Origin of the sequence: Methylobacterium sp. ME121 (assembly GCF_000974725.1) — a bacterium.
Lineage (GTDB): Bacteria > Pseudomonadota > Alphaproteobacteria > Rhizobiales > Beijerinckiaceae > Methylobacterium > Methylobacterium radiotolerans.
In genome coordinates, this window is sequence record NZ_BBUX01000071.1 from 1 (window position 1) to 18,386 (window position 18,386).

General features: G+C 73.8%; 13 protein-coding genes and 2 tRNA genes. 2 read left to right on the plus strand and 13 right to left on the minus strand.

Features of this window, described 5'->3' with window-relative positions:
• Window positions 1-84 precede the first annotated feature (84 nt).
• From ME121_RS27365 to ME121_RS27380, 4 genes are all read right to left on the minus strand, one after another.
• Window positions 85-1,590, minus strand: a complete 1,506-nt coding sequence (locus ME121_RS27365) for an ATP-binding cassette domain-containing protein (RefSeq protein ID WP_059409953.1) — start codon at window positions 1,588-1,590, stop codon at window positions 85-87.
• Window positions 1,587-2,507: a branched-chain amino acid ABC transporter permease gene (locus ME121_RS27370; protein ID WP_059409954.1), complete on the minus strand. Its 921-nt coding sequence runs from the start codon at window positions 2,505-2,507 to the stop codon at window positions 1,587-1,589. The genes ME121_RS27365 and ME121_RS27370 overlap by 4 nt, the downstream gene beginning before the upstream one ends.
• A 199-nt stretch (window positions 2,508-2,706) precedes the next feature.
• On the minus strand, window positions 2,707-3,582 hold the full coding sequence (locus tag ME121_RS27375) for a branched-chain amino acid ABC transporter permease (protein WP_012318797.1): 876 nt from the start codon (window positions 3,580-3,582) through the stop codon (window positions 2,707-2,709).
• Between the two features lie 19 nt (window positions 3,583-3,601).
• A complete protein-coding gene (locus ME121_RS27380; RefSeq protein ID WP_012318796.1) occupies window positions 3,602-4,861 on the minus strand; it encodes an ABC transporter substrate-binding protein in 1,260 nt (419 codons plus the stop codon).
• A gap of 318 nt (window positions 4,862-5,179) precedes the next feature.
• On the opposite strand from ME121_RS27380, the gene ME121_RS27385 reads away from it, so the two are divergent.
• Window positions 5,180-6,205: a cyclase family protein gene (locus ME121_RS27385; RefSeq protein WP_012318795.1), complete on the plus strand. Its 1,026-nt coding sequence runs from the start codon at window positions 5,180-5,182 to the stop codon at window positions 6,203-6,205.
• 43 nt (window positions 6,206-6,248) lie between these two features.
• On the opposite strand, the gene ME121_RS27390 is transcribed toward ME121_RS27385, so the two are convergent.
• From ME121_RS27390 to ME121_RS27415, 6 genes are all read right to left on the minus strand, one after another.
• Window positions 6,249-8,261, minus strand: coding sequence for an SDR family NAD(P)-dependent oxidoreductase (locus ME121_RS27390; RefSeq protein ID WP_053621725.1), 2,013 nt, complete (start codon window positions 8,259-8,261; stop codon window positions 6,249-6,251).
• 92 nt (window positions 8,262-8,353) lie between these two features.
• Entirely contained in the window at window positions 8,354-9,205 is an 852-nt protein-coding gene (locus ME121_RS27395; protein WP_012318793.1) for a DUF1206 domain-containing protein, read from the minus strand.
• A gap of 120 nt (window positions 9,206-9,325) precedes the next feature.
• Window positions 9,326-9,667, minus strand: a complete 342-nt coding sequence (locus tag ME121_RS27400) for a hypothetical protein (protein WP_012318792.1) — start codon at window positions 9,665-9,667, stop codon at window positions 9,326-9,328.
• Window positions 9,668-9,714: 47 nt separating this feature from the next.
• Window positions 9,715-10,278 (minus strand): Uma2 family endonuclease, encoded by a 564-nt coding sequence (locus tag ME121_RS27405; protein ID WP_059409955.1) that lies wholly within the window; start codon window positions 10,276-10,278, stop codon window positions 9,715-9,717.
• 158 nt (window positions 10,279-10,436) lie between these two features.
• Window positions 10,437-11,681: a M23 family metallopeptidase gene (locus ME121_RS27410; RefSeq protein WP_059409956.1), complete on the minus strand. Its 1,245-nt coding sequence runs from the start codon at window positions 11,679-11,681 to the stop codon at window positions 10,437-10,439.
• Window positions 11,682-11,792: 111 nt separating this feature from the next.
• Window positions 11,793-12,260 (minus strand): peroxiredoxin, encoded by a 468-nt coding sequence (locus tag ME121_RS27415; RefSeq protein WP_012318789.1) that lies wholly within the window; start codon window positions 12,258-12,260, stop codon window positions 11,793-11,795.
• A 184-nt stretch (window positions 12,261-12,444) separates the two neighbouring features.
• Here ME121_RS27415 and ME121_RS27420 point away from each other — a divergent pair, with 184 nt between their 5' ends.
• Entirely contained in the window at window positions 12,445-15,894 is a 3,450-nt protein-coding gene (locus ME121_RS27420) for a YhdP family protein (protein ID WP_043374392.1), read from the plus strand.
• A 33-nt stretch (window positions 15,895-15,927) separates the two neighbouring features.
• Here the strand turns inward: ME121_RS27420 and ME121_RS27425 are convergent, their stop codons facing one another.
• The 3 genes from ME121_RS27425 to ME121_RS34385 all read right to left on the minus strand — a co-directional run bounded on the left by ME121_RS27425 (window position 15,928) and on the right by ME121_RS34385 (window position 17,955).
• Entirely contained in the window at window positions 15,928-17,532 is a 1,605-nt protein-coding gene (locus tag ME121_RS27425) for a TROVE domain-containing protein (protein WP_059409957.1), read from the minus strand.
• 224 nt (window positions 17,533-17,756) lie between these two features.
• Window positions 17,757-17,888: transfer RNA gene (locus ME121_RS34380), tRNA-OTHER, on the minus strand.
• A tRNA-Ser gene (locus ME121_RS34385) sits at window positions 17,889-17,955 on the minus strand.
• Window positions 17,956-18,386: the final 431 nt, after the last annotated feature.

The following is an 18,386-nucleotide window of genomic DNA, read 5'->3' on the forward strand; positions in this document are numbered from 1 at the left end:
GGTGGTGCAGAAGGCACCGCCGCGCTCTATCCGGCACCACCCCCACCCCTGGCCCCTCCCCGCAGGGGGGAGGGGAAGCGTCCCTCACAAATACTTCGTCCCCATCTCGCTGGCGAAGCGCTGCGGCGGGCCTTCCCAGACGATCCGCGCCTGTTCCAGCACGTAGACCCGGTCGGCGTGCGGGAGCGCGAAGGTGACGTTCTGCTCGCCGAGCAGCACCGTGATCGGCGTGGTCTGCCGCAGCTTCTCCAAGGCCTTCGACAGCAGCTCCAGGATCACCGGGGCGAGGCCCAGAGTCGGCTCGTCGAGGATCAGGAGGCGGGGCCGCATCATCAGCGCCCGGGCGATGGTCAGCATCTGCTGCTCGCCGCCCGACAGGGTGCGGGCGCTCTGCGTCTCGCGGTCCCTGAGGATCGGGAACAGCTCGTAGAGCCACTCCCGCTGCCTCGCGCTCTCGGCCTTCGGGAAATGCTGGCCGCCGAGGTCGAGATTCTCACGCACGCTGAGATCGCCGAACAGCTCGCGGGTCTCGGGCACCTGGACGATGCCGGCCCGGGCGATGGCGGCGGGCTTCATCCGGGCGAGATCCTGGCCGTCGAACCGGATCGTCCCCGTATGCGGGACGAGGCCCGAGATGGCGTTGAACAAAGTGGTCTTGCCGGCGCCGTTCAGGCCCACCACCGAGACGAACTCGCCCTCGTGGACGTGGATCGAGGCGGAGCGGAGGGCCTGCGCCTTGCCGTAGAGCACGTCGACATTCTCGACGGTCAGCAGCGAGTCGGGCTTGAACGCGGCTTCCGGCCGGGCCGCCGTCTCGATGCTGCCGCCGAGATAGACCCGGCGCACGGTCGGGTCGGCCATGACGGCTTCGGCCGAGCCCTCGGCGATGCGCTCGCCGAGATACATGGCGAAGACCCGGTCCACGAGGGCCGCGACGCTCTTCACGTTGTGGTCGACGAGGAGCACGGCCTTGCCCTCGTCGCGGAATCCCCGGATCAGCTCCGAGAAGGCCGCGACCTCGCCGCCGGTCAGGCCCGCGAAGGGCTCGTCGACCAGCACCACCCGGGGGTCGCGGGCGATGGCCTTGGCGAGCTCCAGCCGGCGGAGATCCGCGAAGGGCAGGGTGCCGGGCCGCCGGTCGACGACGGCGCCGAGGCCGACGCGCTCGGCGATTTCTTTTGCTCGGCGCGCGACGTGGGGATCCGCGGCCAGCCGGATCAGGCTGTCGGGCAGGAGCGCGAGGCTGATGTTTTCGAGAACCGTCTGCCGCTGGAGCGGCCGCGCGTGCTGGAACACGAGGCCGATCCCGGAGCGCGCCACCCGGTGGGCCGGCATCCCGCCGATCTCGGCGCCGTCGAGGCGGATCGAGCCGGCGCTCGGCCGCTCCAGGCCCATGATCAGCTTCATCACGGTGGACTTGCCCGAGCCGTTCGGGCCGATCAGGCCCAGGATCTCGCCGGGCCGCAGGTCGAGGTCGATCCCCTTGACGGCGACGAGGCCGCCGTAGCGCTTGGTCAGGCCGCGCACGGTGAGGCAGGGCTCGGCCCGAACGGGGGACACGGCCGGCGGGGGCGCCACGGCGACGGTCATCGGGCGTTCCGGAAGGAGGCGAGGCCGAGCAGCCCCGAGGGCACGAACAGGATCACCAGCAGCGCCACCGCCGAGACCACGAAGGTCGAGAGGCCGCCGAGCGGGCGCAGCAGCTCGCCCGCCGCGATCAGGAACACGGCGCCGAGCGCCGCGCCCACGATGGTGCGCCGTCCGCCGAGCACCGCCGCGATGATCACCTGCACGCCGACCGAGGTGTTGATCAGCGTGCCGACCGAGGCGGTGCCCATGTAGAAGACCACCAGGCCGCCCGCGAGGCCCGAGAAGGCGGCGCTGACCGCGAAGGCGGCGAGCTTGTGCTTGGCGACGTTGAAGCCGAGCGCCCCGGTCACCACCGGGTCCTGGCCGGCGGCCTGGAGGATCAGCCCCGCGGGCGAGCGCGCGATGGCCGTGAGGATCAGGCCGGAGACCGCCATGAAGCCGAGCGCCAGCCAGTAATTGGTGTCGGCGTCGATCGAGATGACGTCCGGCACGGTCAGGCCGATCTCGCCGCCGGTGAGGCCGGAGAACACCACGATCATGTTCTGCAGGAGCAGGACCGCCACCAGGGTGATCAGCCCGAAATAGGGGCCGCGGACCTTCAGCGCCGGCAGCGCCAGGGCGAGGCCGCCGACCACGGCGAGCACGGTCCCGGCCGCGAGGCAGTAGGGGATCGGCAGCTCGTAGCGGTTGTTGAGGATGCCGGCGCCGTAGGCCCCCAGCCCGATCAGGAAGGTCGGGCCGAAATTCACCTCGCCGGCGAAGCCGAAGAGCAGGTCCCAGGCCATCGAGAACACGCCGAAATAGTAGGCGATGGTCAGGAGGCCGAGGATGTAGCCGGAGACCCACCAGGGCAGGGTGGCGGCGGCCAGGACGGCGAGGACCGCGATCCAGAAGCCGGGGGTGGTGAGGAGCTTCATGGGGTGGCCTCGCACACGGCAGCGATCCGGCTCGTTCGGCGCAGAGGCCTCTCCCATCCACGCCCCTCATCCCGGGGTGCCGCGCCGGCGGCCTCGAAGAGGGCCTCCAGGGATCGCGCGGCCGGCTGGAGGGCTCCCTCGAGGCGGCGTCGCCGCACCTCAGGACGAGGGCTGGAAACCCGGGGTGCGCGAAACATCATCACCGCCGCCCCAGCAGGCCCTGCGGGCGCAGGTACATGACGGCGACCAGCAGGAGCAGGGCCGGGATCACCCGGTAGGCCGGCGAGATCAGGTAGGCGGTGGCGGTCTCCAGATACCCCACCACGTAGGCGGCGATCAGCGAGCCGGTGACGCTCCCCAGGCCGCCCAGCACCACGATCGAGAAGGCGCTCGCGGTGAGCGGCCCCACCGAGTACGAGGACACCCCCAGGAACATCCCGAGCAGCACCCCGGCGGTGCCGGCGAGCAGGCCGTAGATCGCCCAGACCGCCACGTAGATCTTGCCCATGTCGTGGCCGAGCAGCGTGACGCCCCGCGGGTTCATGGAGGCCGCGAGCAGGACCTTGCCGGCCCGCGCCCGGTTCACGAACAGCCAGAGGAGGCCGATCACGATCCAGCAGACCACCGCGGTGAAGACCTGGTTCCTCGGCGTCCGCACGCCCGCGATCTCGAAGACGCCCTCGACGATCGGCAGCACGGTCTTCGGGTTGTCGGTGAAGAAGTAGGCCACCAGCTCCTGGATCATGATCCCCCAGAGCAGCGTGCCGGTGAGCACGAAGATCTCCTTCTCCTCCCGCGGGATCGCCCGGCTGCGCTCGATCGGCGCGACCACCGCGAAGTAGGTGACCAGCGCGCCCGCGAGCCCGCACAGGATGCCGATCGCCGCGCCCGCGTAGGAGCCGAGCCCGAACAGCGCCGAGGCCGCCCAGGCCGCCACCGCGGCCATGACCATCAGGGCGCCGTGGGTCAGGTTGAGGACGCCCGAGACCCCGAAGATCAGGGTGAAGCCCATCGCGCCGAGCGCGTAGAGGGCCGAGATCGCGAAACCGTCGACGAGGATCTGGAGGCCGATCACCGCGCTCTCCCCGCCCGACCTACTGGACCGCCGGCTTGACCGCGGGGGGCAGGATCATGGTCCCGTTGGCGGTCGCGGCCGGCCAGATCGCCACCTGCTTGCCGTTCTGCCACTGCCCGAGGACGCTGGTCATCAGGCCCGGCCCGTACTGGATCGAGTGGGTGAACGGGTCGTCCTTGCCGTAGAACTTCAGGCGCCCGACGGTGCCGACGTAGTCGGTCTTCTCCAGGGCCTCGACCAGCTTGTCGGCCTCGGTCGAGCCCGCCCGCTTGATCGCCTCCGCCGCGTAGTGCGTGGCGTCGTACGCCATGTAGCCCGCGTAGGACGGCGCGCCGCCGAAGCGCTTGGTGAAGGCCTCGGCGAACGGGATCGTCTTCTCGGTCAGCGCCACGCCCGGCACCGCCACGCTGTCGAACAGCACGCCCTGGGTGCCGCCGTTGGTGTTGGCCCAGAAGGTCGAGGAGGTCGCCTGGCCGCTGATGCCCGTCATGGCGATCGGGACCTGCTGGTTCTGCCACTGCACGGTCGGCTGCACGCCGACATGGGCGATGCCGGTGACGATCAGGTCGGGCTTGGCCGCCTCGATCTTGTTGTAGATCGGCGTGAAGTCGCCCGTGTCCGGCGAGAAGCGGACGTGCTCGACCACCTTGAGCCCGGATTTCGGCAGGCATTCCTGGTAGGCGGCGTCCAGCGGCCGGGTCCAGGCGGCGTCCTCGCTCATGATCGCGGCGGTCTTGGCCTTGAGCTTGTCGACCAGCACCTCCTTGGCCGAGTCGCAGACCGCCTGCGCCAGGGCGTGCGAGGTCAGGTAGCCGTGGAAGGTGTACTTGTTGCGGGCGTAGTCCTTGTGGACCGCGACGCTGATCTCGTTCGAGGCCGCGCCCGGCGTGATCATCGGCGTCTTGAGCCGGGCCGCCCAGGGCATCAGCGCCAGCACGACCTCCGAGATGTAGCTGGCGATGACGAGGTTGACCTTGTCCTCGGAGGCCGCCCGCTGGAAGGCGCGGACCGCGTCGGAGGCGGAGGACTTGTCGTCGTAGGTGACGACCTGGATCTGGCGGCCGTCGACGCCGCCCTGGGCGTTGATCTCGTCGGCGGCGAGCTGGACCGCCTGCGGGATCGAGGCCCCGGCCACCGACTGGGCCTCGGCGATCACCCCGATCTTGATCGGATCGGCGGCCCGGACGGGCCCGGCGGCGACCAGCCCCGCGGCGATCAGCGCGGGCAGCGTGCGCCGAATCGGGGCAACCCGGGCGGCGGCGCGCACGGTCTCGGACATCGGCGTTCCCTCATCCCAGTGCCCGAATTTTATATTCGCGGGCTTGGCCCGGACTGTACCCGCGCTCCGACGGATCACAAGGGGCCGATCGGGATCGGCCGGTGACGTTTGCACCGAGTCGTTTTCCGCCCGGGGTATCGCCGCGCGCCGCCGCGGCCTAGGCTCGCCGCGGCCCTGCGAAGCGCGGGCCCGGCGGCCTCGAAGAAGGGCACGGTCTGGTGAGGAACGCACGCTCGGCCGCGGCCGGGGTTCGCCCCGGACCGCGGCCCTGGAGCCTCGGGAAGCGGCCCGCTCGGCGCGGGCAGGGGAACCACAGGCATGACCCTGCGCTGGACGCGGCGGCCCGAGGGCTCGACCTGGGGGGATTTCGGACCCGACGACGAGCTGGGCCGCCTGAACCTGCTCACCCCCGAGAAGGTGCTGCAGGGGATCGCGGAGGTGCGCGAAGGGCTCACCTTCTGCCTCAGTCTGCCGCTGGACCTGCCGGGCGGCAACGTCCTGAACCCGCGCCGCCACCCGCCCCAGATCACGCCGACGCGCCGCGCCAACGGCCGGCCGAACATGAACTTCCCGGTCTGCGAGGAGGTCGACGGCGCCACCGACGTGATCTGCGACGACCGCGCGCTGATCCACCTGCAATACTCGACGCAGTGGGACGCGCTCGCCCATGTCGGCGCGCTGTTCGACGCGGACGGGGCGGGCGCCGCGCCGACCTTCTACAACGGCTTCCGCGGCGGCCACGACATCGTCGGGCCGAGCGCGCCGGAGGCGGCGGATGAGCCGTCCCGGGCCAAGCGCCTCGGGATCGAGCGCCTCGCCGAGACCGGCATGCAGGGCCGGGCCGTGATGATCGACCTGCGCGCCCATCTCGGCGATGCCAAAGCCAAAGTCGGGTACGACCAGCTCGCCCGGATCCTGGAGGCCGACGGCGTCGTGGTGGAGCCGGGCGACATGGTCTGCCTGCACACGGGCTTCGCCGAGCGGCTGATCGCCATGGGCGGCGCGCCGGACCCGAAGCAGGTCCACACCCTCTGCGCCGGGCTCGACGGGCGCGACCCGCGGCTCCTCGACTGGATCACCCGCACCGGCCTGTGCGCGCTGATCGCCGACAACTACGCGGTGGAGGCCTACCCGGCCGGCCCCGGCCCCGCCTGCTGCGCGACGCTGCCGCTCCACGAGCACTGCCTGTTCAAGCTCGGGGTCAATCTCGGCGAGCTGTGGCACCTGACGCCGCTCGCCGACTGGCTGCGGGCCCGCGGCCGCAGCCGCTTCCTGCTCACCGCCCCGCCGCTGCGCCTGCCCGGCGCCGTCGGCTCGCCGACGACGCCGGTCGCCACGGTGTAGGGACGTCCGGGGGCCCCGGGACGCGCTCCCGGGGCCGCCCGGATCAGCCGAGGGCGGCGGGCGCAGTGGCGGGCGCGGCGTCGGCGCGCGGCGGGCCGCCGGCCGGCGCCGCGGCTCGCTCCGCGGCTTCCTGGGGCGGCCCGGGGCGGAGGACGGCGCGCTCGCGGAAATGCGGGATGGCCGCCTCGAACACGGCCTCGGCGGCCGCCCGGTCGCCGGCCGACACGGCGTCGCGCAGCCGCGCCACCCAGGCGTCGAGCCGGTCCCGGTCGGCGAAGACCGGCCGCGCCGCCATCACCCCGTCGATGCCCGGCAGGGCGATCCGGGGCTCCTCGCGGGCGAACAGGATCTCGTTGAGCCGCTCGCCCGGCCGGGCGCCGGTATAGGCGATCTCGATCTCGGTGCCGGGCTCGAAGCCGGCCAGCCGGATCATCCGCTCGGCCAGGTCGGCGATCCGCACCGGCTGCCCCATCTTGAGCACGTAGACCGCGGCGCGCTCCGCGCCCGCCCGCGCCTCGCCGTCGGCGTGCGAGGCCGCCGTCAGCACGAGGTCGCAGGCCTCGCGCACGGTCATGAAGTAGCGGACCATGTCCGGGTGGGTGACGGTGACCGGGCCGCCACGGGCGATCTGCGCCTTGAACACCGGTACCACCGAGCCCACGGAGCCCAGCACGTTGCCGAAGCGCACGGCGATCAGCCGGGTCGGGTGGTCCGGCCGCGCTGCCTGCGCGGCGTCGAGGGCCTGGGCGACCATCTCGGCGAAGCGCTTGGTGACGCCGAGCTGCGAGACCGGCTCGATCGCCTTGTCGGTGGAGATCATCACCAGGGCGCGGGCGCCGGACGCCACCGCCGCCTCGGCGACGTTGATCGAGCCGAACACGTTGGTCTTGATGCCCTCCTGCCAGTCCCGCTCCAGGTAGGGCACCTGCTTCAGCGCGGCGGCGTGGAGCACGTAGTCGGGCCGGAACGCCGCGATCACCGCGTGCGTCCGCTCCCGGTCGCGGATATCGGCCAGCACCCCCGTCACGGCGGCCTCCGCGGCCAGGATCGCGGGGTGGCTGAGGATGCCGTGGAGCGCCGGCTCGGAGGATTCGAGCACCAGCACCGCCGCGGCCCCGAAGGCCACGGCCCGCAGGCAGATCTCCGAGCCGATCGAGCCGCCGCCGCCGGTCACCACGACCCGGCGGCCGGCGAGGAACGCCTCCAGGCGCGGCCGGTCGATGGCGACGGTCGGCCGCAGCAGCAGGTCCTCGATCTCCAGCGGCGCCAGTTCCGGCCCCTGCACGCCCTCGCCGAGGCCGACGACCCGGGCGAGGGGCAGGCCGAGGCGCCGGGCGCGGGCGATCAGGTCGTCCGGCGCCGCCTCCGGCACGAGGGCGCTCGGGGCGGCCACGAGCCGCCGCACCGGCTCGCCCCGCGCGGCGAGGTCGGCGACCACCCGCTCGAGATCCGGGAAGCCGCCGAGCACCGGCACGCCGCGCATGAACTGGCCGCGCTCGTCCGCCCGGGGCGACAGGATGCCCCGCGGCGCGAGCTTCCGCACCGAGCCCGACTCGATCGCCCGGATCAGCACGTCCATGTCGGCGCCGCGCCCCAGGAGCAGGGTCGGGACGGTGGCGGCCCGCGCGCTCGACTGCCGGGAGCGCGTGTCCTTGAGGTAGCGGAACGCCAGGCGCGTGCCGCCCAGGAAGAAGATCTGCAGAACCCAGTAGAGCAGGATCGCGATCTTGCCGAAGAAGTAGAAGCCGTAGAGGTCGGACGAGACCAGCACCCAGTCGATGACCAGCAGCGCCAGGGCCAGGACGCTGGCCGCCCGGACGATGCCGGCGAGGTCCTGCAGCGAGGCGAAGCGCCACTTCGTCCGGTAGAGCCGGAAGCGGCCGTAGACGAGGCCGGCGAGGACCAGGAACGGCGGCAGCAGCAGGGGCAGGGCGTGCAGGCGCTCGGCCAGCATGCCGCCCTGGAAGCGGAACAGGAAGGTGAGCACCACGGCGGCAGCGGTCGCCGCGAGGTCGTGGGTCACCATCACCGCGGTCTTGTAGAGGCGCTGCTGCATCGTGGGCCGGATGGGATGCCGGGGGTATCCGCCGCGGCACCGGCCCTGTCAACGCGGCCCGTCCGGGGCCGGCGGCCGCGCGGGCGCGGGCCTCAGCCGAGCGCCCGGGCCGCCGCACCGGCCGCATCGTCCACCCGGTCGATGTCGGGGGCGTCGATGTGCCGGTAGCGGGCCTGGATGAGCCCGAAAGCCCCGAAGGCGGCGTGGCCGGCCGCCACGAGCCCGAGGAGGATCCAGCCGTAGGGCTGGGCGCGCAGCAGCGCGAACGCCTCGGACAGGCCCTTGGCGTCCGAGGAGCGCTGGTGCCACGCCGCCGCCACGAGGAACCCGCCGATGATCAGGAAGGCGAGGCCCCGCGCCGCGTAGCCGAACCGGCCGATCGGGCCGGCCCAGCGGTCCCGGGCCCGGGCGTCGAGGGCGAGGCGGTCGGTGACGTCCCCGCGCCAGGCCTTGCCGAGGAAGCCGAAGCCGCCCGCCACCACCGCGAGGCCGACCAGGGCCACGAGCCAGCGGCCGAAGGGCTTGCTCAGGAGCCACGCGGTCCCGTCATGCACGCCGTCGCCGCCGCTCATGCCCAGGCCGAGGCTGAGCGAGGCCGCGCTGGCGGCGAGGCCGAGATAGAGCCCGGCGCTGATCAGGTGGGCGCCGCGCACCGCGAGGCCCTTGGCGGAGGTGCCCCGCCGGTCGGCGTCGGTGATCCCCTCGACGAGGCGCCAGAGGGCGAAGCCGGCGAGGCCGAGGGCGATCAGGCCGACGACGGCCGCGCCGAACGGACCGGCCATCACGGCGCGGAGCGCGTCCTTGCTGTCGCCGGCCCGGCCGCCATGCCCCAGGGCCGCCAGCAGGGCGAGGGCGCCGACCACGATGTAGACCACGCCGCGGGCGCCGTAGCCGAAGCGGGCGATGCGCTCGATCGCGTTGCGGCCGCCGGGAAGGGTCCTCATCGGCGGGACCGGGCTTCGGGGAATCGGGCGTCGGGCACGGGCGGCATCCTGTCGGGCGGGAGCGTTCAACGCCCGGCGGCGCGCACCCGATCCGTTGCCGGCACAACCTCCGCGGCCGCCCTACATCGGCGTCCGCTCGGCCCGGCCGGTGAGCGCCACGTAGAAGCCGAGGCCGTCCTGGGCCGGCAGGGTCTGGAGGCGCTCGATCAGGCCGCGGCGCTTCGCGTCGAGGAGCAGGCGCCCGGCCGGCTGGAACAGGGTCTCGCCGCCGCCCTCCGGGGGCGGATCGAGCCGGATCGCCACGGTCTTGCCCTTGGCGAAGCGGCTGCGCTCCAGCATGTCCTTGAGCGAGGCCTCGGCGGTCGCCCGGTTGGTGCCGCGCAGGTCGAGCACCGACTCGGCGTCGGTCACGCCGAGGGAGCCGCGCAGCTTGGCCGCGTAGAAATCTTCGAAATGGGGCAAGTCGGTGCCTTGATGCTTCGCCGTTCGATCAGGTGGGGTGCGGCCGCTCAGAAGGCGAGACCGCGGTAGAGGTCGCGCACCGGCACGGCGCCGTCGAGCTCCGGCAGCGACACGGTGCCGTCGAGCCCGAGGGCCGCGACGCTCCAGTCGTCGCCCGCGCGCCGCCAGACCTCGACCCGCGCCTCGTCGGAATAGACGATCAGCAGCACCGCGAGGCTCGGCACGGTCCGGTAGAAGTCGATCTTCCGGCCGCGGTCGAGACTCATGGTCGAGGGCGAGAGCACCTCGGCGACGAGGAGCGGGTCGGCGGCGTAGCCCTCCGGCAGCGGCGGCCCGCACGGCACCACCACGTCGGGGATCGGGGCGAAATCGTCCATCGCGGCGCTGAGGATCGCCAGCCCCGGCATGGCGCGGCAGCCTCGCGGCTCCGCCAGGGCGTCGAGTCGTCCCGCCAGGTTCATGACGATTCGCCGATGCCGCTCCCGCGGCGGCGCCATGAGCACGGGCTCGCCGTCGAGCAGCTCCCAGCGCTCGTGCGCGGGCCGGCCCTCCACCCAGAGCCTGAACTCGGACACATCCATCCGCGCGTCGCGCATCGCGGCCAGAGCCATCGCCGATCCCCACCTCGGCCGGATCGTAGCACCGGGCCGGCCGCCCGCAACAGGTCCGGCCCGGAAGGCCATCCCCGCGCGGGCGTCACGGCCGATGCCAGGCCGGCCTCCCTCGGGGACGCGGAGGCCGGCACAGGGCGACCGGGGCAGCGAGGAACTCAGTCGGCGCCGAGCCCGGCCGCCGCGACGGTGGCGCCGGCCTCCAGGAAGCGCTGCGGATCCACCGGCTCGCCGTCGATGCGGGTCTCGTAGTGGAGATGCGCCCCGGTGGAGCGCCCCGTCGAGCCGACGGCGCCGACCGCGTCGCCCGCGGCCACGCGCTGCCCGGGGCGGACCGCGATGCGGGCGAGGTGGCCGAACCGGGTGGTGACGCCGTGGCCGTGGTCGATCTCGACCATGTTGCCGTAGCCGCCCGCGGCCTCGGCGGCGATCACCCGGCCCGGCGCGGTGGCGCGGGCGGGCTCGCCGTACTCCGCCTTCAGGTCCAGCCCGGTATGGAGGGCGAGGCCGCGGGTGAAGGGGTCGAGGCGCGTGCCGAACGGGCTCGACACGGTCGCGCCTCCCCGGATCGGGCGTGCCAGGGGCAGGGTGGCGGCGAGCCGGCGCAGGCGTTGGCCGTCGTCGAGCGTCCGCCGGGCCAGGGCGAGGCCCTCCGCGAAGCCGGTGCCGTCCAGGGCGCGGCCGTCAAGGGCGCGGCCGTCCAGAGGCACGAGTGGTCCGCCCAGCCCGGCGGCCGGTGCGGCCGCGCCGGTGCGGTCGGGATCGAGGCGGTCAGGGTCGAGACCGGTGCGGCCGATCAGGCCGCGCAGCCGCCGCACCGCGTCCCCGGCCCGGGCGGCCAGCCCGGCGAGGCGCTCGCCCTGGGCCGCCTGAACGCCGTCGAGCCGGGCCTCCAGCCGGATCAGCCCGGTCTCGGCCTCGCGCGCGCCGCGCCGCGGCAGGGGATCGCGGGCGGAGCGCGGCTCCGGAGCCGGACCCTCGGTCGGGCGCAGGAAGAGATCGTCGTAGCCCCCGCCGCGCGCTCCGTCGGGCCGACCGGGCAGGGCGCCGGTGGCGGACGGCTCGGGCAGGGCCTGCCGCGCGAGGTCGGCGAGGGCGGCGGTGCGCCGCTCCAGCTCGGCCTGGCGCTCCAGGGCGGCCGCGACCCGGTCGGCCAGCCCCGCCTCGCTCCCCGCCCGGTCGCTCCGGTCGCGGTCGAGCCGGTCCAGGAGCTCGCCGATGCGCGCCTCGTAGGCGTCGCGCAGGGCGGCCTGCCGGGCCACGAAGCCGGCCAGCACGTCGTCGTGGAACACGATCAGGTAGGAGGCCCCGAGCGCCCAGGCCAGCGCCAGGGCGAGGCCGGCGGCGAGCCAGGGGGTCGGCCGGTGCGGCCTGAGACGCGCGAGGAACTTCGGAGGCTGCATCGGGACGGCACCGGAGGAGCCGCCATTCAGACCTCGGTAGGGTTAAGGATCCGTCGCGCGCCGGGCGTTCCGCCGATCCGGGCGGCGGGCGTCAGGGGGCGTCAGGGGGCGTCAGGGCAGCGCGCGGGCGGCCGCCAGGACGGCCTCGGCGTGGCCGGGCACCTTCACCTTCGGCCAGATCCTGGCGACGCGCCCCTCCCGGTCGACCAGCACGGTGGTGCGCTCCACGCCCATGTACTTGCGCCCGTACATGCTCTTCTCGACCCAGACGCCGTAGGCCTCGAGCACGGTCTTGTCCTCGTCCGCGGCGAGCGGGAAGGTCAGGCCGTACTTGCCGCAGAACTTGTCGTGGCTCTTCACCGGGTCCGGCGACAGGCCGACGACCTTGGCGTCCGCCTCCGCGAAGGCCGGCAGCAGACCGTTGAAGTCCTGCGCCTCCAGCGTGCATCCGCTCGTGTCGTCCTTCGGGTAGAAGTAGAGCACGACTTTGTGACCGCGGAGCGCGGACAGTCCCACGCGCCCTCCGCCCGAGGCGGGAAGGTCGAAATCGGGGGCGGGATCCCCCTCTGACAGCGGCATCGTGCCTTCCTTTCGGCCGATTGATGATGTGCAACCGATCTCGTGCGCCGGCTCGAGCGATGGGCCCCGCGCACGTCCGAGCCAAGCCCGGAGTCGCGGCCGCTGTAAAGCGCGGGCGCGCTTCGATCCACCGGCCGCGGAGCCCGAGGGCGCCGCGCGCAGAGACCCCGGAACAAAGGTCCCGATGGCGGACGAGACAACGCCGGCATGCAGGCCTCGGGGGAAGGCGCGACGCGTCGGCGGCGTCTGCCTCGTGAGCGCCCTCGCGCTGGTGCTGCTCGTCGGCGCCGGTGTCGGCCTCGTGGCCCTGCGCCTGTCGAACGGGCCGCTGCAGATCGACGGCCTGTCGCGCCGCGTCGCCGCCGCCGTGGCCGAGCGGATCGGACCCGGCTGGAGCATCGGGCTGCGCGGCAGCAGCCTGGAGCTCGACCGCGAGAACGCGCTGAGCCTGCGCTTCTCCGGCCTCGACATCCGCAACCCGCAGGGTGACCTCGTGGTGCGCGCGCCCCTGGCACTCGTCAGCCTCGATCTCTGGAGTCTCCTGCGGCTCAACCTGCAGCCGCGCTCGATCGAGTTCCGCGAGACGCAGACCACCGCGCTGCTGCACCGGGACGGCTCCATCGCCTTCGCGGCCTCGGAGGCCAACCACCCGGTCGACGTCGCGCCGCACACGCCGCCGAGCGTGGACGGGGTGCGCGGCACCGTGTCGCCGCTCTCGGCCGCGATCGCGTCGATCTTCGGGGTCGTCCTCGATACGGGCGGCGTGGTCGGCGCCCTCGACCGCGCCCGCGTCACCGACGCGCGGCTGCGGCTGATCGACGAGGACGGGCACGAGCGCGCGGTCTTCGCGCGGGTCAACGGCCTGTTCGGGCGCGACCCGGTCAACGGGACCCGGAACTTCGAATTGCGGCTCGACGGGCCGCACGGCGAGTGGCGCTTCGGCGGCACGCTGCGCGACGGCGCGGACGGGCAGGAGCGCTCGGGCGTCATCACCCTCGACGACCTGCCGGTCACCGATCTCCTGCTGCTCTCGGGCCAGTCCGGCCTGCCGCTGACCACCGACCTGAAGCTCTCGGCCCGCGCCGACGTCAGCCTGACGGCCGGCCGCATCCGGACCATGAACGCCAAGCTCCACACCGGCGACGGCACGTTCCTGATCGAGGAGAAGGACTTCAACCCGGTCACGGTCGAGAGCCTCGACGCCTCGCTGGACTGGGACGAGGCCAACCGCGTGATGTCGCTCACCGGCCTGGACTATCGCGGGGCCGGCAACGCCGTGCACCTCACGGGGACGTGGAAGGGCGGCCCGCCCGACGCGAGCACGGCCTGGACCGCGACGCTGGCGAGCCGCGACGCCACCTTACGCGGGGCGACCCCGCAGGACGCGCCGGTGAAGATCGACGCCCTCGACGCGCAGCTCTCGGGCCGCGACGGCGGCATCGCCATCGACGCGCTGACCCTGTCGGGGCCCGGCGTGAAGGGCGCCATCACCGGCACGATCGGCACCAGCGCCGACGACGGCGGCCTGACCCTGCACCTCGCCGGCCACGACGGCGAGGTCCGCACCGGGCTGCGGCTCTGGCCGGAGCACATCGCCCCGCCGGCCCGGACCTACCTGGTGGACCAGCTCCGCCGCGGCCGCGTCGATTCCGTCGACATCAAGGTGAAGATGTCCGGCTCGGTCCTGGCCGCCGCGACCCGGGGCGACCCGGCCCCGGACGACGCCGTCCACATCGACTTCCACGTCTCGGACGCGGCCATCGACGTCACCGCCGACGCGCCGCCCGTGACCAAGGGCAACGTCGTCGGCGTGATCACCGGGCGCTCGACCACGGTGCGCAACGTGACCGCCGAGGTCCACGGGCCGGACGGGCGCGGGCTCGCCATCTCGGACGGCAGCTTCGTCATCCCGCAGATCACCCCCGACCGGGTCGTGGCCCAGATCGGGATGCGGCTCTCCGGCGGCGCCGACGGCATGGCCTCCGTGCTCCAGGCCAAGCTGTTCAAGAGCGTGATGAGCGTCGACCTCGACCCCGCCACGATCAAGGGCAGCGCCGACCTGCGCGTCGACTTCCCCCTCGACCTCAAGCACATCCCCGACCTGCCGGACCTGCCGGTGACGCTGACCGGCTCGCTGGCCGACCTCTCGGTCGACAAGGTGATGGGCCGGGACCGGCTCGAGTCGGGCCGGTTCAACCTCGTCTACGACCGGGGCGCCTTCACGCTGAAGGGCGACGGACGGGTCGCGGGCGCGCCCATGTCGGTCGACCTGCGCCAGCCGAAGGTCGGGCAGCCCGGCGAGGCGGTGGTCAACGTGTCGCTCGACGAGGCGGTCCGCGGCCGCAAGGGCCTGCCGACCGCGCCGCAGCTCACCGGCACCATCCCGGTCCGCGCGGTGGTGCAGATCGGCCGGCCGGGATCCGGCAAGCCGCCGATCCGGGTCGAGGCGGATCTGGCGAAGGCCGGGATCGACGGGCTGATCCCAGGGCTGACCAAGCCCCCGGGCAAGCCGGGGCGGCTCACCTTCACCCTCGTCGACGGCGGCCAGACCTTCGACCTGCGCGACTTCGCCCTCGACGCGGCCCCGGCGAGCGCCCGCGGCACCGTCTCGATCACCCAGGAGGGCGGCCTCGAGCGGGCGGACCTGAGCAGCGTCAAGCTCTCCCCCGGCGACGACCTGCGCGTGAGCCTCGACCGCACCGGCGGCGGCTACAAGGTCGTGGTCCGGGGGGCGGTGGCCGATGCCCGGCCGTTCCTGAAATCCCTGGGCGGCCCCGACTCCAAGGGCGGCCGGGAGGCGAAGGACGCGAATCCGAAGGATATCGACGCCGACATCCAGGTGCCCATCGTCACCGGCTTCAACGAGGAGGCGCTGACCGGCGCCACCCTGAAGCTCGCCCTGCACGGGAAGACCCTGCGGGCTGCCAACATCACCGGGCGCTTCCGCGCCGCGCCCTTCGCCGCCACGGTGACCCGCGGCGAGCGCGGCGTGCCGACCCTGGCGGTGGAATCGGCCGATGCCGGCGCGACGCTGCGGTTCGTCGACGTGTACCGGCGGATGTATGGCGGCCGGCTGACGGCCGGGATCGGCCTCAACGACGGCCCGCAATCCGGCGTCGTCCAGATCCGCGACTTCATCCTGCGCAACGAGCCCGCGCTGTCGAGCATCATGGCGCAGGGCCCGGAGCCGACCGACGCGGAGACGGCCCGCGGCCGCCGGGTCGCCCCGGGCCGGGGGGCGGGCGACGTCACCTTCGACCGCATGCGCGCCAATTTCGTGCGCACCGGTACCCGCGTCGACTTCACCGACGCGGCGATCTCGAACGCCGCCATGGGGTTCACCCTGTCGGGCTGGCTCGATACCGGCCGCGAGCGCACCGACATGACCGGCACCTTCGTGCCGCTCTACGGCCTGAACAACGTGGCCTCGCAGCTGCCGCTGCTCGGGCCGTTGCTCGGCGGCGGCCACAACGAGGGCCTGTTCGCGGTCAATTTCCGCGTCTCCGGCAAGCTCGCCTCGCCGGACGTGAGCGTGAACCCGCTCTCGGCGATCGCCCCGGGCTTCCTGCGCAAGCTGTTCAGCGCCGGCGGCGGTCCCTTCGCGGACGGGATGCCGGGCGTCCCGCAGCAATAGGGCGGGCAGCCCGGAAGAGCCGCCCGCCCCGTCTCACGCGCGGATGAAGTCCGCGATCACGGCCGGAGCCGCGGTGTCGAAGCCGACCACGTCGAGCATGCCGGGATCCTCCGGGTCGGCGATGCTGAAGCCGTTGGAGACCAGCCCCACGACCACCAGCTTCGCCGGGATCCCGGTCTTCTTCCGGTACGCCCGCAGCGCCTGGACCGGGTGGACCGGCCCCGCCCAGGTCTCCGAGTCCGTGTAGACCACGAACGCGTCGGCCTTCACGCCCCGCTCCAGCGCCCAGCGCATCGGCAGGGCGCAGTCGGTGGCGCCGAACGGCAGGTCGGCGGTCGCCCGCACCGCCTGATCGAGCCGCGTCGACGGCCCGATCGGCAGCGGCGTCAGCGCGGCCCCCTGGCTCCAGGCCCGGCCGGCCTCGGCGGTGAAGCCCAGCACCTGCCAGCGCTCCTCGGTCGCCGCGGTGACGAGCGCCATCGCGGCGGCCGCCTCCCGGGCCGTGAGCGTCGAGCCCGCGACCGTGCTGGCGCCCATCGAGCCCGAGACGTCCAGTGCCAGCACGAGGCGCTGGCCCGTGGGCTCGACCACGCCGAACGCCGTGTAGAACGCGGCGTTCAGCGCCTCGACGATCGCCGCCACCGGCTCCCAGGTGAGCGTGCCCCGCTGACCGCGCCCGGAGGCGTAGGTCGCGAGGGCCAGCAGCAGCGCCATCGGGTGCAGGCGCGCCCGCAGGATCCGCTCCCGGTCCGACAGGACCGCCCGGACGTGCTCGGTGCCCTCGGAGAAGGGCGCGAGCACCCCCGCGGCCGTCAGGCGGCCGAGCTGGCGCACGAGGGCTCCGACCGGCATCCGCTCGATCAGGGCCTCGTTCACCGCGCGGCTGCCCATCAGCCCGGTCGGCAGCGCCTCCCAGGGCAGGCCGTGGGAGCGCACCAGGGCGGCGGCCACCGCCCCGTCGACGCCCGGTGCCTGCACCCGCGCGAAGGCGTGGATGATCCCGGGTGCGGCCTCGGTCACGGTGCCGCGGCAGATCCAGTCGAACAGCGCCTTCCGGGCGGGCTCCTCCGTCTCCGGGTGGGCCAGCCGCAGCAGGTCGCGGTGCGACCAGCCCTGGCGGGTCCGGTACTTCACCGCCTGGAAGGCCAGGGCCTCCACGGGCTTCGTGCAGTACCAGTCGCCGACCGCCCGGCGCAGGCCCCGGCCCCAGCCGCGCATCGCCTCGACCGAGGCGGCGAACCGGAACAGGTGCGTGCCGGTGCGGCAGACCCGCGGCAGGGCCGCGAGGGCCGCGCGCCGGGTCGCGAGGTCCGCCGACGCGGCGGCCAGCGCCAGGGCGAAGATCGCCGGATCCTGCTTCGGAGCCCGGCCGCCCTCGCTCACCGCCACGATGGCGGCGACCGCGCGGGCGCCGTCCTGCGCGACGCACCGCTGCACCGCCGCCGCGTTCGCGGCGGTCAGGGCGCGCGGGCTCGCGTAGTACGAGCCGCCCTCGGAGCCGAGGACCAGGAAGCGGTCGAGCCGCGCCCAGTCGCCGACCGCGAAGGCGTGGCCTCCGGCGGCGTTCGGCACCGTGCCGGGGATCGGCTCCGTCTGCGGGGTGGCGCGGAGCCGGAACATCTGTGCGAGCTTCGTCATGGCGGGCTCCTCTCGGTCTCTCCTCTCTCCATCGCGGCCGATCGCCGGCCAGTGGCGCGTCCCGGCGCGCGCGGTCGGGCGGGGACGCGGCCGCGGCGCGTCGTCCACCGCCGCTCGCGCGCGGCCGGTATCTCGTGTGGTCGGGGGCGGGGTTCCGTCCGGCCGGGCGCGGGCGTGGCGGCGACGAGGGGCTTGTCCGATGCTCTGCTTGAGCTACGGGCCTGACGGCCCGGCGGGACTCGCACCCGCACCCCTCGGATCCCGATAACCTTCGTCTTCCGGCCCGCGTCCGGGCGATGCGGGCGTGGGGTGAGGAACGGTGTCCGGGCGCTCTATCCGGGCTGAGCTACGGGCCTCGCGGCCCGGCGGGATTCGAACCCGCGACCTCCCTGACGTGAAGATAACCGTTCCTCTCCGGCCCGCATCGTCGGCCGGGATCCGCGCACGGTCGGCGCCCCGGTCGTCTCGCGGGGCCCTGCGGTCGTGGTGTCGGGGACGGGCATGAGCTCCGGCGACCGCGCGGCCCCCGGCGGGGATCGAACCCGCAACCTCCGCGGGACAAGCCCGCGGCGCTCTACCGATGATAACCGTCCCCTGCCGGCCCGCAGGGTCCTCGAGACGCGCTCAGCCTCTCGGGCCGAGAGCCCCGCGATACGACCGTAACGGTCGCATCAGCCCGGGACGGGCGAACGCCGCGACGTCGATGCCGTCGTGCTGTTTCATGCCATGCTCCGTCCGAACGGGGCTTCGGGTGACGCGGGCGTGTCGATGAGGCTCGGGGGATCCGTGACAGGGATAACCGAGCGTCTCCGGCCCGCGCCGGTGAACTGCGATTGGCTGCCGGTGGCGACCGA

What these genes read in the sequence shown, in the direction of transcription:
- ME121_RS27365 (WP_059409953.1), bottom strand. Translation starts at nt 1,590, where the DNA reads ATGACCGTCGCCGTGGCGCCCCCGCCGGCCGTGTCCCCCGTTCGGGCC.
- ME121_RS27370 (WP_059409954.1), bottom strand. Translation starts at nt 2,507, where the DNA reads ATGAAGCTCCTCACCACCCCCGGCTTCTGGATCGCGGTCCTCGCCGTC.
- ME121_RS27380 (WP_012318796.1), bottom strand. Translation starts at nt 4,861, where the DNA reads ATGTCCGAGACCGTGCGCGCCGCCGCCCGGGTTGCCCCGATTCGGCGC.
- ME121_RS27385 (WP_012318795.1), top strand. Translation starts at nt 5,180, where the DNA reads ATGACCCTGCGCTGGACGCGGCGGCCCGAGGGCTCGACCTGGGGGGAT.
- ME121_RS27390 (WP_053621725.1), bottom strand. Translation starts at nt 8,261, where the DNA reads ATGCAGCAGCGCCTCTACAAGACCGCGGTGATGGTGACCCACGACCTC.
- ME121_RS27395 (WP_012318793.1), bottom strand. Translation starts at nt 9,205, where the DNA reads ATGAGGACCCTTCCCGGCGGCCGCAACGCGATCGAGCGCATCGCCCGC.
- ME121_RS27405 (WP_059409955.1), bottom strand. Translation starts at nt 10,278, where the DNA reads ATGGCTCTGGCCGCGATGCGCGACGCGCGGATGGATGTGTCCGAGTTC.
- ME121_RS27410 (WP_059409956.1), bottom strand. Translation starts at nt 11,681, where the DNA reads ATGCAGCCTCCGAAGTTCCTCGCGCGTCTCAGGCCGCACCGGCCGACC.
- ME121_RS27415 (WP_012318789.1), bottom strand. Translation starts at nt 12,260, where the DNA reads ATGCCGCTGTCAGAGGGGGATCCCGCCCCCGATTTCGACCTTCCCGCC.
- ME121_RS27420 (WP_043374392.1), top strand. Translation starts at nt 12,445, where the DNA reads ATGGCGGACGAGACAACGCCGGCATGCAGGCCTCGGGGGAAGGCGCGA.
- ME121_RS27425 (WP_059409957.1), bottom strand. Translation starts at nt 17,532, where the DNA reads ATGACGAAGCTCGCACAGATGTTCCGGCTCCGCGCCACCCCGCAGACG.